Annotated in this window: 11 protein-coding genes and 1 riboswitch; of the genes, 5 read left to right on the plus strand and 6 right to left on the minus strand. The window is 74.3% G+C overall.

Annotation, left to right across the window (positions count from 1 at the left end):
- The first annotated feature begins 128 nt into the window (after positions 1–128).
- Entirely contained in the window at positions 129–1,637 is a 1,509-nt protein-coding gene (locus tag ACPFP2_RS12065) for a D-ribitol-5-phosphate cytidylyltransferase (RefSeq protein WP_424088947.1), read from the plus strand.
- A gap of 31 nt (positions 1,638–1,668) precedes the next feature.
- Entirely contained in the window at positions 1,669–3,384 is a 1,716-nt protein-coding gene (locus ACPFP2_RS12070) for a CDP-glycerol glycerophosphotransferase family protein (RefSeq protein ID WP_424088949.1), read from the plus strand.
- Positions 3,385–3,442: 58 nt separating this feature from the next.
- On the opposite strand, the gene ACPFP2_RS12075 is transcribed toward ACPFP2_RS12070, so the two are convergent.
- Positions 3,443–4,192 carry an alpha/beta fold hydrolase gene (locus tag ACPFP2_RS12075; RefSeq protein ID WP_424088951.1) on the minus strand — a complete coding sequence of 250 codons (750 nt, stop codon included), beginning with the start codon at positions 4,190–4,192 and terminating at the stop codon, positions 3,443–3,445.
- Between the two features lie 193 nt (positions 4,193–4,385).
- Here ACPFP2_RS12075 and ACPFP2_RS12080 point away from each other — a divergent pair, with 193 nt between their 5' ends.
- The gene (locus ACPFP2_RS12080; protein WP_424088953.1) at positions 4,386–5,390 is read left to right on the plus strand and encodes a hypothetical protein; all 1,005 of its coding nucleotides are present in this window, start codon (positions 4,386–4,388) and stop codon (positions 5,388–5,390) included.
- 73 nt (positions 5,391–5,463) lie between these two features.
- Here ACPFP2_RS12080 and ACPFP2_RS12085 read toward each other — a convergent pair whose 3' ends face one another.
- The 5 genes from ACPFP2_RS12085 to ACPFP2_RS12105 all read right to left on the minus strand — a co-directional run bounded on the left by ACPFP2_RS12085 (position 5,464) and on the right by ACPFP2_RS12105 (position 10,754).
- On the minus strand, positions 5,464–6,312 hold the full coding sequence (locus ACPFP2_RS12085) for a C39 family peptidase (protein ID WP_424088954.1): 849 nt from the start codon (positions 6,310–6,312) through the stop codon (positions 5,464–5,466).
- A gap of 206 nt (positions 6,313–6,518) precedes the next feature.
- A riboswitch (cyclic di-AMP (ydaO/yuaA leader) is annotated at positions 6,519–6,660 on the minus strand.
- A gap of 306 nt (positions 6,661–6,966) precedes the next feature.
- Complete coding sequence (locus tag ACPFP2_RS12090) at positions 6,967–7,734, minus strand: hypothetical protein (RefSeq protein ID WP_424088956.1); 768 nt, start codon at positions 7,732–7,734, stop codon at positions 6,967–6,969.
- A 126-nt stretch (positions 7,735–7,860) separates the two neighbouring features.
- Positions 7,861–8,328 (minus strand): hypothetical protein, encoded by a 468-nt coding sequence (locus ACPFP2_RS12095; RefSeq protein ID WP_424088958.1) that lies wholly within the window; start codon positions 8,326–8,328, stop codon positions 7,861–7,863.
- Between the two features lie 177 nt (positions 8,329–8,505).
- Positions 8,506–9,831, minus strand: coding sequence for an acyltransferase family protein (locus ACPFP2_RS12100; protein ID WP_424088960.1), 1,326 nt, complete (start codon positions 9,829–9,831; stop codon positions 8,506–8,508).
- 167 nt (positions 9,832–9,998) lie between these two features.
- Positions 9,999–10,754, minus strand: coding sequence for a S1 family peptidase (locus ACPFP2_RS12105; RefSeq protein WP_424088962.1), 756 nt, complete (start codon positions 10,752–10,754; stop codon positions 9,999–10,001).
- Between the two features lie 262 nt (positions 10,755–11,016).
- Here ACPFP2_RS12105 and ACPFP2_RS12110 point away from each other — a divergent pair, with 262 nt between their 5' ends.
- The gene (locus ACPFP2_RS12110) at positions 11,017–12,135 is read left to right on the plus strand and encodes a glycosyltransferase family 2 protein (RefSeq protein WP_424088964.1); all 1,119 of its coding nucleotides are present in this window, start codon (positions 11,017–11,019) and stop codon (positions 12,133–12,135) included.
- 130 nt (positions 12,136–12,265) lie between these two features.
- Positions 12,266–13,318 (plus strand): pseudaminic acid synthase, encoded by a 1,053-nt coding sequence (pseI, locus tag ACPFP2_RS12115; RefSeq protein ID WP_424088966.1) that lies wholly within the window; start codon positions 12,266–12,268, stop codon positions 13,316–13,318.
- Positions 13,319–13,327 lie beyond the last annotated feature (9 nt).

The raw sequence follows: 13,327 nt of genomic DNA on the forward strand, positions 1-13,327 counted from the left end.
GCGACGCCGACACGGCGCCGGAGACCGCGTCGCCCCGTTGGGGCGACGCGGTCCGCGCGTTAAGGTTCATCCCGTCGCCAGGCTGGCGCAATCTTTCGTTCAGGTATCCCTGAGAGTGAGGATCGGCAATGACGCAGGACCACACCACTGGCCCGGACGCCGCACCGGAGACCCCGGCGCCGTGGCGGCCCTCGCGGACGGTGGCGGTGGTACTGGCCGGCGGCACCGGGACCCGGCTCGGCCTGGGCATCCCGAAGCAGCTGCTGAAGATCGCCGGCAAGCCGATCATCGAGCACACCCTGGCCGTCTTCGAGACCGCCCCGGAGATCGACGAGATCATCGTGCTGATGGCCACCGGCCACGTCGACCAGGCCCAGCAGATCGTCGACAAGGCCGGCTTCCGCAAGGTCAGCAAGGTGATCGAGGGCGGCGACACCCGTAACGCCACCACCCGGATCGCGCTGGACGCGGTGGGCGAGGGCGACGTCAACATCCTCTTCCACGACGCCGTACGCCCGCTGGTCAGCGCCCGGATCGTGCGCGAGTGCGTCAACGCGCTCTGGACCTACTCCGCCGTGGACGTGGCGATCCCCTCGGCCGACACGATCATCCAGGTCGACGAGAACGACTGCATCACCGACATCCCGGTCCGCGCCACCCTGCGTCGCGGCCAGACCCCGCAGGCGTTCCGCTCCGGCACCATCCGCGAGGCGTACCGCCGCGCCGAGGGCGACCCGGACTTCGCCGCCACCGACGACTGCGGCGTGGTGCTGCGCTACCTGCCCGGCACGCCGATCAAGGTGATCGACGGCTCGGACGAGAACATCAAGGTCACCCACCCGGTCGACGTGCACCTGGCGGACAAGCTCTTCCAGCTCGCCGCCGCCCAGGCCCCGCGCCTGACCACCCGCGGCTACACCGAGGAGCTGGCCGGCCGCACGGTCGTCATCTTCGGCGGCAGCTACGGCATCGGCCACGACCTGGCCGAACTGGCCCGCCGCTACGGCGCCCAGGTCTTCCCGTTCAGCCGCTCCAGCACCGGCACCCACGTCGAGCGCGCCGAGGACGTCGAGGCCGCGCTGAAGACCGCCTTCGAGGCCACCGGCCGGATCGACCACGTGGTGGTGACCGCCGGCATCCTGGAGAAGGGCGCGCTGACCGACATGGACCAGGAGACCATGGACCGGGTGCTCCAGGTCAACTTCGTCGGGCCGGTCATCGCCGCCCGGCAGTCGCTGCCGTACCTCCAGCAGACCAAGGGCCAGCTGCTGCTCTACACCTCCAGCTCCTACACCCGGGGCCGGGCCCAGTACGCCCTCTACTCCTCCACCAAGGCCGCCCTGGTCAACCTCACCCAGGCGCTCGCCGACGAGTGGGCCGAGTTCGGCGTACGGGTCAACTGCATCAACCCGGAGCGCACCGCCACCCCGATGCGCACCAAGGCGTTCGGCGAGGAGCCGGAGCACACCCTGCTGGCCGCCGAGACGGTGGCCCAGTCCTCGCTGGACGTCCTGATCTCCGACCTGACCGGCCAGGTGATCGACGTACGCCGGGCGCCGGGCGAGCCGGCCGGGGTGCCGGCCCAGCCCACCGCCGCCGACGCCGACCGGCTCGCCGGCGGCGTCGCGGCCGGCTGACCCGAACCCTCAGGCGAAACGGGCGAGCGACATGCGTGGTGACCTGGTCAGGAAGCTGATCGCGCGGTGCCTGACCACCGGGCTGGCCGTGGTCGCGTTCCTGGTGGTGGCGCTCACCGGCGCGACCGTCGCGGGCCTGGCGCTGGCGGCGGCCGCGCTGGCCGCGGCCGCCGTGGAGCGCCGGGTCCGGGCCAACGCCGACATCACCGCCGAGACGGTGCTGCTCGCGGCCGGCATCCTGATCGGGTACGCCCGCCGGCTCGACGGCGGCTTCGACCCGGTGCTGGCGGCGACCGCGTTGACGCTGCTCGGGCTGGTGCTGCTCGTCGGCCCGCTGCGCGACGCCGGCAACCTGGAGATCCGGGCGGCGAACCTGCCGGTGCGCACCTGGACGCCGGTGGTGGCCGCGCGCCTCGGTGGCGTGCTGCTGGCGCTGCTCGGGGCGGTCGCGGTCGCCGCCGCGCTCGCGTTGCCCGCCGTCGTCGCGCTGGCCGCCACGCTGCTGGTGGCCGGCGGATGCGGGGCGGTCGGCCTCGACCTGGCCCGGCGGCGGTTCCGCCCGAGCGCCGGGGGTGGGCCGGTGGCCCGCGCGCTGCGGGCGCACCAGCCGGAGTTCCTGCTGTACTTCTCCGCCCCGCCCGGGTCGGAGTACCAGGTGACCATGTGGCTGCCGTACCTGGAGCGGCTCGGCCGGCCGTTCCTGGTGATGCTGCGCGAGCCGGAGTTCCTGCCGACCATCGCCGCGGCCACCTCCGCCCCGGTGGTCCACTGCCCCACCCTCAAGGCGATGGACGAGGCGCTGGCGCCGAGCCTGCGGGTGGCGTTCTACGTCAACCACGGCGCGAAGAACAGCCACTGCATCCGGTTCCACCAGCTCACCCACGTGCAGTTGCACCACGGCGACAGCGACAAGGCGCCCAGCGCCAACCCGGTCTCGGCGATCTTCGACCGGATCTTCGTGGCCGGCCCGGCCGCCATCGAGCGGTACGCCCGGGCCGGCGTGGAGATCCCCGCGGAGAAGTTCGTCGTGGTCGGCCGGCCCCAGGTCGAGGCGATCGAGGTACGCACCACCCCGGCGCGCGGCCTGACCGCCCCGACCGTGCTGTACACCCCGACCTGGACGGGCCACCACGCGGACGCCAACTACTGCTCGCTGCCGGTGGCCGAGACCCTGCTGCGCCGCCTGCTCGACCGGGGCGCCACGGTGATCCTGCGGGCCCACCCGTACACCACGCAGAACCCGGCGTCGGCGCGGCAGCTCGCCCGGCTGACCGAGCTGCTCGCCGCCGACCGGGCCCGCACCGGCCGGGCGCACCTGTGGGGTGCGGCGGCCAGCCGCGAGCTGACCCTGACCGACTGCGTCAACCGGGCCGACGCGCTGGTCTCCGACGTGTCCGGGGTGATCTCCGACTTCCTCTACTCCGGCAAGCCGTACGCGGTGACCGACATGGGCGTGGACGGCGACGACTTCGTGACCCGGTTCCCGCTGGCCGGCTCCGGCTACGTGCTGCGCCGGGACATGTCCGACGTGGACGACGTGTTGACCCGCCTGCTGGACACCGACCCGCTGGCCGAGGCCCGCTGGGAGACCCGCCGCCGCTACCTCGGCGACTTCCCGGCCGCCTCGTACGCCGAGGGCTTCCTGGAGGCGGCCCGGCGCGAGCTGGACGGCGCGTGGGCCCCGCCGTCGCCGCGCGGCGCGGACCCGGTGACGTCGCGGGGCACACCAGTCTCCCCCACCGCCTGACCGAGGACTCCCCGGGACGCGCGGCCGCCGGGCCACCGCGACCCGGGCGGCCGGCCCGTCACCGGTACGCGTCGAGCAGCGCGAGCACCGCCGCCGGGTCCTCGACGTGCGCGTTGTGGCCCAGGCCTGGCAGGGTCGCCACCGGCACGCCGAGCTTCTCGAGCTGGGCGTCGGCGACCATCGGGTCGTGCTCGCCCCGGGCCAGCACCACCGGCACGTCGGTGGCCGACAGCAGCGCCGGCAGGTCGGGTGCGCCGACCCCGAACGCCGCCGGGTCCATGGCCAGCCGCCACCGCCCGTCCTCGCGCCGCAGTCCCGCCTCGACCACCGGGTCCTCGGGCGCGAACAGGCCGGTCAGCCCGGCCACCCGCAGGTAGCGGCGGGCCGCCTCGTCCCGGGTGGCGAACCAGGTCACCGGGCGTCGGGCCAGCTCACCGGCCTTGTCCAGCTCGGCCGGGGACCACACCGCCTTGATACCGAGGCCGACCACCGCGTCGACCGGCAGCCCCCCGGCGCGGGCGGCCAGCGCCAGCGCGACCACGCCGCCGAGGGAGTGACCGAGCAGCACCAGCCGCCGGGGCGGCCGGTCGCCCAGCCGGGCGAGCCCGTCGGCGACCCGGTCGGCCAGGCCGGCGAAGGAGTACCGCGCCAGCGGCGGGGCGTACCCGTGGCCGGCGAGGTCGGGCGCCAGCCAGCGTCCGGCCCAGCGCTGCTGGAGCAGCGGCGCCCAGGGCAGCCACACCTCGCCGGTCGCCCCCATGCCGTGCAGCAGCACCAGGACCGGTCCGGATCCCGCGTCGTCGTCCATGCGCCGCAGTGTGCCACCGCCGGGACAGCCGGCGCGAGTGTCGCGAACTCCACTGGGGACGGTCGGTCGTCACGCCGGAGGGGCCACCCACGGCCGAAGATGACGATAGGGTTCGATCTTCCACGGGGGTGGGGCGGCCATCCCCGCGACCGGGCAGGAGGGTGCCGTGCGTTCAAGGCACTGGACGGCGTCAATGGCAGCACTCGCGGTGGTCGCGTCCACCGCGCTCACGGGCGGGTCGGCCACGGCGAAGGCCACCGCCCCGGACAGCGTCGTGGCAGCGGCGGACCGGGTGCTGCGGGTCTACAACAACAACATCGAGAACCTCGTGATCAACAACCCGGACGGCACCTGCACCCGGGTCTCCGGGCCGGACCATCTCACCTCGATGCTGGTGGACGACGCCGGCAGGCCGGCCACCGCGGGGGTGGCCGCGCCGGATCTGCTGATCGTGCAGCAGGTGCGTGGGACGGGGCAGGCCGAGGCGTACGCCGATCAGTTGTCGGCCAAGTTCGGCTACCCGGCCGGCACCTACGGGGCGATCGTGGCGTGGAGCGACCCCGAGCCGTGGGGTTCCAGCCACCACTGCAGCGACCAGAGCCTCGGTGACCTGAAGAAGAAGCAGACCAACGCCATCATCTGGAACACCCGCACGCTCGGCCTCGCCGACGGCGACATCTCCAAGTACTGGAGCGCGGGCTGGTTGAAGCCGGGCACGGCCTACGCCGGCGGCGCCGGCTGCACCCTCTACAAGCCACCGAACAGCGACACCGGCACCACCAACTACTACAAGTGGAAGCGCACCAGCGCCATCGCGGCCCGCTTCACCATCAGGGCGACCGGCACGTCGGTGTTCGCCGCCACCATGCACCTGCCGCAGGAGAACCGGCAGAACGCCTGCGCCGGCGACGGCTACACCGGGATCGCCGGCACCGGCATCCACATCGGCGCGGACGCCACCAGCCTGATGAACGCCTCGACGATCCGGGTGGTGGGGATCGACGCCAACCGGACCGGCATCGCGGCGAGCACGCTGGGCGGCTACGGCATGACCGGCTACGGCGCGACGGCGACACACAGCTCCAGCAAGATCGACTACCTCTTCGTCCGGGGCAGCGTGCAGCCGTCACCCGTCGACCACACGGTGACCGGGACGAAGTCCAACCACCGGGCCCTGTACGCCTTCGTCACGTACTGACGCCCGCGCCGTCGGACACGCCACGGGCGCCGGTCCCCTGCGGGGGCCGGCGCCCGTGGCGTACGAGGCGGGATCAGGCGGAGTAACCGCGGGTGGCGATCCAGTTCGCGAGGTCGATCGTGCTCATCCAGTACTCCGGCAGGTTCGGGTCCGCCGAGTCGGCGACCCGGACCAGCTCGCCGCCGTCGGAGTAGCCGACCACGGCGATGTAGTGGCCGCCCGGGAAGGAGTGCCAGCCGCCGTTGGTGTCGGTGGCCGTGCCGGCCACGTTGGCCACCACGCCCCGCTCGGCGGTGACCGCGGCGACGATGTCGGCCTGGAGCCGGTCGATCTGGGCCGAGCTCGGGGTGCCAGCGAACATCCGGGTCCGGTACGGGTCGCCCTTGACGACCTGGTTCAGCACCCGGGTGGTGTCCTGCGCCGAGTTGGTGCCCATCTCGGTGGTGCCGAGCGGCCCGGCCAGTTCGTCCTGCGTCCGCTCGATGCCGGCCGCGCTGAGCGCGTTGCGCACCGCCGCCGGGCCGCAGGTGTAGTAGGTGAACTGGGCCTCGTAGTCGTAGTCGAGGACCTTCGACGACGGAGGCTTCGGGGTCGCCTTGCGGGTCACGTCGGGGTCGGCCTTGGCCTTCGTGGGGCTGGCCGACGGGCTGGCGCTCGCCGAGGGCGATGGGCTGGCCGCCGGGGTGGTGGCGGCGACGCGGGCCTGGGAGCGGCTGGCCACGTCGGCCAGGCGCGGGGCGGCCTCGGCGACGGCCGCCGGGGTCTGCCGGCGCTCCGGCGACTCGTCGGCGCCGGCGAACAGCGCGCCGGTGCCGGTGGCCAGCAGGAGGGCGGCGGCGGAGCCGGCGACGACCTGGTACGGGCGCTCGGTGGCCAGGCGCCGCAACTGCCGCTTCAGATGGTGCTTCAACGTGTCCTCCACGGTACGGGGGCGGGAGCGGCACGCCGGACCGGCGCGTGACGGGGCGTCACACGCGGGAACGGGATCTCAGGCCGCTCGGCGGGGGGAGCGCCCGGGCGGGGCCGGGCGTCGGGGCGGATGCCGGACTTCAGGACGCGACGGCGCGACCTATCGGCGGATGCACCCCGGTACCGAGGCGGGGATGGCGTGGTGCTGCACGAGGATGGGACTCCTTCCGATGCCGCCGACCGGGTTAGCTGACGGATTCGGGCGGGAAGATCGCCCTACCACGGGCCGTGGCCCGTGGATTCACCCCAGTGGTGCATGGGTCCCCGGTTCGTGGAATCCACGATTGAGCGGGTCGACACGGCGTCGCCTTGTGCGATCGGGAACCGCGCCGGACCGAAGTGACACTACTGGCCGCTATGCGGCTCGCCAAGCGCTGCGAGCTGCGTAAACCTGATCAAGACGCGCAATTTCCGGTGCACTCGCGCACTGACGTCACTCAATGGGACGAGCGGCTTTCCGGGAACCGACGGGCGACAACCGGACAGCGACGGCGACACTTCCGCGATCCGCCGCGGTCACTGTCACGCTCTGTCACGCACGTCCGGTTCCCGCCGGCCGTGACCGGGCTCACCGCATTCGGGTAACGATTTCGGCACCGCCCGTCGTTCAACCGACCCGGGCGGGCCGCCAGCGCGCCGTCGCGGTCGCGCGCGGCGCCGTGCTCGCCGTCCGGGGCACGGCGGACGCCCGGCCGGGACGCAGCCGCTGCGCCGCCGCGTACGCCTCGACGGCGAGGGCGCGGGCGGCGTCGGCCGCCTGTTCGGCGTCCCGCCACGCCGACCGCTCCCGGGCCGCCGCCCGGCGGTAGGCGTCCCGCCGGCTGTCGCGTACCGCCCGGGCGAGCAGCACCTCCTGCTCGACCGGGTGCCGCCGGGGGTCCCAGCCGTCGCGGTGGGCGAAGACGTCCCGCAGCCGCTCCACCGGCAACTCACCCCGCCAGTGGGCGGCCACCGCCGCCTGGTGCAGCCAGCGCTCCCGGGCGGCGTACTCGGCGGGGGTGCGCGGGGTGCGCGGGGTGGGCAGGGCGCCGGCGCCGACGAACCGGCGGGCGGCGGACTCCGCCTCGTCGTACGCCGACCAGGCCCGGTCCACCTCCTCCTGGGCGGTCAGCCACACCTCGCGCCAACGGCGGGCGGTGTGCGCCGCGCCGGACGCGGCCGCGGCGACCTCCTCGGCGTACCGGCGCAGGTCGGCCGCCTCGACGGCGACCTCGGCCGGGGTCGGCTCGCCGGCCGCGGCCTCCTCGGACGGGCGGTCCCGCTCGGGGCGGGCCACCAGCACGGTGAGCACGGTCAGGGCGAGCACGAGCAGCGCCGACCAGATGGCGGCGGCGGTCGGGACCCCGATCAGGAACTGGTAGAGGACGGTGTTCACGGTGGGCACCTCCCGGGGAGCGGGACGCGGACGAGGAGCCCGCACCGCACGACGGGCGACAGGGCCCAGAGGCGCATGCGGGGGGTGAGGTCGGAGAGCGGGTCGCGGGTCGCTCCCGCGCGGCGGTCAGCCGGCGGGCGGGGCGCGCGGGCCGGTGCCGGCCGGCGTCAGCCCGCTCGGGACGGGCGGCGCGGAGGGCTGCGCGGCGGCCGGGCCGGACGGCGCGGCGACCGGCCCGGCGGCGGCGCAGGGCGCGACCGGCGGGGCGTCGGCGAGGGCCGCCGGCACGCCCCGCACGCTTGCGGCGGGCGCGGCGAACGGCGACCCGCAACCCGGGGCCGTCACGACGGCGGCCAGTGCGGGGAACGCCCGGCCGGCGGACGGCGGCGGGCCGACGAGGAGCGCGGACGCCGACGGCGGTGGGCCGGCGAGGAGCGCGGCTGCCGGCGGGACCGCAGCAGCCGGCGGGGGCACGTCGCCCGGTACGGCGGAGCCGCCGAGGGAGAGCGCGACCGCCACGGCGAGGCCGGTCAGCAGTCGGGAGCTCCACCGCGCGACCCACCACAGAGGACTGGTGAGCGCGACCGGAAGCACGTTCCCACGCTACCGCCGATGCCATCCGGGCGCAGCGTCGCCGGGCGTGTCGTGGCACCTCTGAGCGTGTGGCGCACTGGTCGGTACGGCACGGGCGCGTGCCCGCCCGTCGGCCGCACCGGCGGGCGGTCACCGACGTCGGGGCACGGCGGTCGCACCGACCACCGTGGACACCGCTCAGGCCGGGTCGCGCCGGTGCGCGTACTCGACGGGCCGGCCGGCCGGCACCTCGCCGGCGGCCGGACGTGGCGACGGGGTGGCCACGGACCGGGGCCGGGCGGTGGAGTCACCGCGAGCGGCCGGGCGCGCGCTGTCGCCCGGATCGGCCGCGGCGGTCGGCGGACCGGCGAGGACGACGGCGGCCGACGAGCCGGCGGGGACGACGGCGGTCGGCGGACCGGCGGGAGCCGGGCGGCGGCGGGGCGCGAGGCGGCGCATCATCGGCGTCTCGACCCAGCGGTGCATCAGTCCGGCGAGCACCAGGTTGACCGCCAGGAAGCCGAGCACGACCAGCGGCCCCCACCAGCCGGGCAGCCCGACCCCGAGGTACCCGGCGGCCCGCAGCACGGTGACCATCACCAGCACGTGCACAAGGTAGAAGGCGAACGACACCTCACCGAGCCAGACCAGCCGGGGATGCCGCCACGGCGAACGCCGCCCGCGCACGTCGGCGTCCGCGGCGGCGGCGATCACCAGGACGTACGCGGCGGAGAGGATGGCCGCCCACAGTTCGGCCCGGATCCACTGTCCCGCGACCACCCAGGTGGCCACGAAGATGACGCTGGCCAGTGGCAGCGCCGGCCCACGCCACCGGCCGCGCCGCAGCAGCTCGGCCGCGGCCACGCCCAGCCAGAACTCGGTCGAGCGGACCAGCGGGAAGATCTGGGTGAACCACCAGGTGCTCTCCTTCGGCACCAGGAGCTGCCCCGGCCAGAGCGCCACGATCAGCAGCGGCACCGCCACCACCACCGCCCAGAGCAGACCGGCGGGGGCCCGGCGCAGCGCCGGCAGCACCAGCGGCAGGCAGAGGTAGAAGAACAGCTCGCAGGAGAGCGACCAGCTCACCGAGTTGATGCTGTAGAAGTAGCCCGGGGTCGGGTCCCACGCCTGCACGAGGAAGAGGTTCTCCAGGGCCGCGCGGGGCACCACCGGGTCGGCGAACCACCACATCACCAGCAGGGCGGCCGCCCAGGTCACCACGTGGTTCGGGTAGATCTTGGCGAGCCGCCGCCGCCAGAAGTCGCGCCGCCGCTCGCCGTCGCGTGCCGACCAGACCAGCACGAAGCCGCTGAGGATGAAGAAGAACTGCACCCCGGACAGGCCGAGGGTGAACAGTCCGTCGACCACCGCCTTGGCGTCGGGGTCGCCGACGATCCGCATGGTGCCGGCGTGGTAGCCGAAGACCAGCATCGCGGCGACCCAGCGCAGCCCGGTCAGCGAGGGCAGTCGGCTCGCCGGCAGGGTGGCGGCGGGGGCGCCGCCGTCGGCACGGATCAACAACACCTACGTCCCTCCTCGGCCGCGTCGTCGCCACGGCCAGGACGACGTCCACCACGGTCCCGGTGGGGACCGCCGCCGGGCACCCTACCCGCTCGTCACGGGCGGGCACATCGCTCCGGTACGCCGACGGGCCGGCCCCGGACGGGGCCGGCCCGCGTAGGGCGGTGCGATCAGACCGTGGCCATCACGTTCAGGATCCAGTCCCGGCTCTCCGGGACCGTCGCCCAGTAGGCGCTGGCGTTGCAGGTGCTGGACCCGCCGGAGAGCACGCCCACCTGGTAGCGCAGCCCGTCGACCAGCTTGAACAGCGGGCCGCCCGAGTCACCGAAGCAGACGTCACCGTTGAGGCCGGTGGTCCGGATGCCCCGGCCGCCGTAGAGGTCGGTGTCGTCGATCGACTGCACGTACTGGGTGGCCCGCCGCAACTGGGTCGACGGGGCGCACGACGTGCAGGTACGACCCCAGCCGAAGGCGTAGGTGGTGGCGCCGACCTTGGTGGTGGCGGTGGGCAGCCGTACCGGCTGGGCGTTGGCCGACCGGTTCAGCTTGAGCATGGCGATGTCGTGACTGGTCCGCACCCGCGAGGTGGAGATGTAGACGACGCCGCCGCCGCTGTTCCAGTAGATGCTCTTCACCCGGACCGACAGGCGGGAGTCCGCGATCCGGCCGTTGCTGTCGTACATGCAGTGCTTCGCGGTCAGCACCCAGTAGTTGCTGACGATCGAGCCACTGCACTGGTAGCGGCCGTCGACCATCAGGGCGGCCAGGCCGTCCGCGTCGGACTGGAGCTCACCACCGATGATCGGCTGCGGTGCCGCCGAGGCCGGTCCGGTGAGCCCGGCCGTCAGCGACAGTCCGGCGAGCAGCGCGACGAGCGCGCGTGCCCACCGGCCCTGGATACGGTGCAAGGAGATCCCCCGTGCCATGTGCTACCTCCATCGAGATCGACGATTTCCACGATCATCCATGTCTGGCGAACGGCTCGCTGCCCCGCCCCGGTCACGGTGGGTCGCCGCTCGTGTTCGCCCTGCTGATCACCGGGGAGATCGAGATCCGCCGTTCCCACATGTCGGGACGTGGCTGACGGACGCGTCGTTAACCCGCCGTCCGGACGCTGTTCAGTAACTCCATCTCCGCCGGATACGTCAGGTTCCGTGCCCGTCCACCCGGGTGCACGAGGGTGGCGGCGTGGTCAACCAGCCCGTGCCCGTCCCGCTGCTCAGCGTCGTCGTGCCCGTCCACGGGGTCGAGGCGTACCTGCACCAGTGCCTCGACTCGATCCGCACGGACGTGCCGGCCGGTGAGCGGGACGCGGTCGAGATCGTCGCCGTCGACGACGCCTCGCCGGACCGCTGCGGTGAGCTGCTGCGCGCGTACGCCGCCACCCACCCGCAGGTGCGCACGGTGCACCTGAGGAGCAACGTCGGCCTCGGCCCGGCCCGCAACGCCGGCCTGGAGGTGGCCACCGGGTCGTACGTCTGGTTCGTCGACAGCGACGACTGGCTGCCCCCCGGCACGCTGCCCGCCGTGCTGGACCGGCTGCGCGCGCACCACCCCGACGTGCTGCTCGTGGACCACCTGCGGGTGCACGAGGACGGCCGGCGCGAGGTCGACGCGAGCAGCCCGCTGCTGCGCGGGACGCCGGACGTGGTGCGGCTGGCCGACCGGCCGCAGCTGCTGCGGGTGCAGCACACCGCGTGGAACAAGGTGGTCCGCCGCGCCTTCCTGGACGAACTGGAGCTGCGCTTCCACCCCGGCTGGTACGAGGACATCCCGTTCAGCCACCCGCTGCTGATCGGCGCGGAGAAGATCTCCGTGCTGGACCGGGTCTGCTACCTCTACCGGCAGGGCCGGCAGGGCGCGATCACCTCCACCCGCAGCGGCCGGCACTTCGACGCCTTCGACCAGTACGACCGGCTGCTCGACTGGGTCCGGCGGCGGCACCCGGACCCGCGGCTGCACGCCGAGCTGTTCGGGCTGATGGTCAACCACATGCTGGTCGTGGTGGGCAACGACGACCGGCTGCACCCGCACCTGCGCCGGGCCTTCTTCCGCCGCGTGGCCGAGCAGTACCGTAAGCACCTGCCGGAGGGCGGCTATCCACGTCCGGGCGGGGTGGCCGGGCTGAAGCACCGGCTGGTCGGCCGGGACGACTACCTCGCGTACGCGGCGCTGCGGCGGGCCCACCGGCTGGCCGGCGCGGCCCGGCGGGCGACCACCGCCCCCGGGGCCACGGTGCGGCCGCCCGCCCCCGACACCGCGCCGGCGACCCGGCCGGACGCGCCGGCCACCCGCCCCACCCGGTGAGGGACACCCGTCGGCGCACCCCGACGCCGGGAGCCGGACCGGCTCCCGGCGCCCTGGTTTTCCCGTCGTCCACGGACGGCACCGGTAGGACCGCGCCGCGGCGCGGACGCACAGCGAACAGAGGTCGGGCATGACGTCGACAGTGAAGATCGGACCGCACCTGGTCGGGGGCGGGGAGCTGCCCTTCGTGGTCGCCGAGATGTCCGGCAACCACAACGGGGACCTGGACCGGGCGCTGGCGATGGTGGACGCCGTCGCCGCCAGCGGCGCGCACGCGCTGAAGCTCCAGACGTACCGACCGGACACCATCACCATCGACGTCGACACCCCCGCCTTCCGCATCTCCGGCGGGCACGAGCTGTGGGGCGGGCAGAACCTGTACCGCCTCTACGAGAAGGCGCACACCCCGTACGAGTGGCACGGGCCAATCTTCGCGCGGGCCCGCGAGCGCGGGTTGACCGTCTTCTCGTCGCCGTTCGACCCGACCGCCGTGGAGCTGCTGGAGGAGCTGGATACGCCGGCGTACAAGATCGCTTCGTCGGAGCTGGTCGACCTGCCGCTGATCCGGCTGGTGGCCGGCACCGGCAAGCCGTTGGTGATCTCCACCGGGATGGCGACGGTCGCCGAGATCGACGCGGCGGTGCGCACCGCCCGGGAGGCCGGCGCGGGCAGCATCGTCCTGCTGGCCTGCACCGCCTCCTACCCGGCGCCACCGGCGGACAGCAACCTGCGCCGGATCCCGGTGCTGGCCGACCTGTTCGGCGTGCCGGTGGGCCTGTCCGACCACACCCCCGGGATCGGGGTGCCGGTCGCCTCGGTGGCGCTGGGCGCCTGCTTCATCGAGAAGCACGTGACGCTGGACCGCGCCGACGGCGGGGTGGACTCGGACTTCTCGCTGGACCCGGCGGAGCTGGCCGCCCTGGTCGTGGAGTCGCAGCGGGCCCACGCGGCGCTCGGCGGCACCCGGGTCGGCCCGACCCCGGCCGAGCGGGAGGGGCTGCGCTTCCGCCGCTCGCTCTGGGTCGTCGAGGACGTCCGGGCCGGCGACCCGGTGACCGCGCGCAACGTGCGCTCGATCCGCCCGGCCGGCGGCCTGCCGCCGGTGCAGATCGACACCGTGCTCGGTCGCACCTTCGCCGTCGACGTCCCGCGCGGTACCCCGCTGAGCTGGGACCTGATCTGACCGGCGCCG

Source organism: Micromonospora citrea (assembly GCF_049629545.1).
In the GTDB taxonomy this organism is placed as follows: domain Bacteria; phylum Actinomycetota; class Actinomycetes; order Mycobacteriales; family Micromonosporaceae; genus Micromonospora; species Micromonospora citrea_A.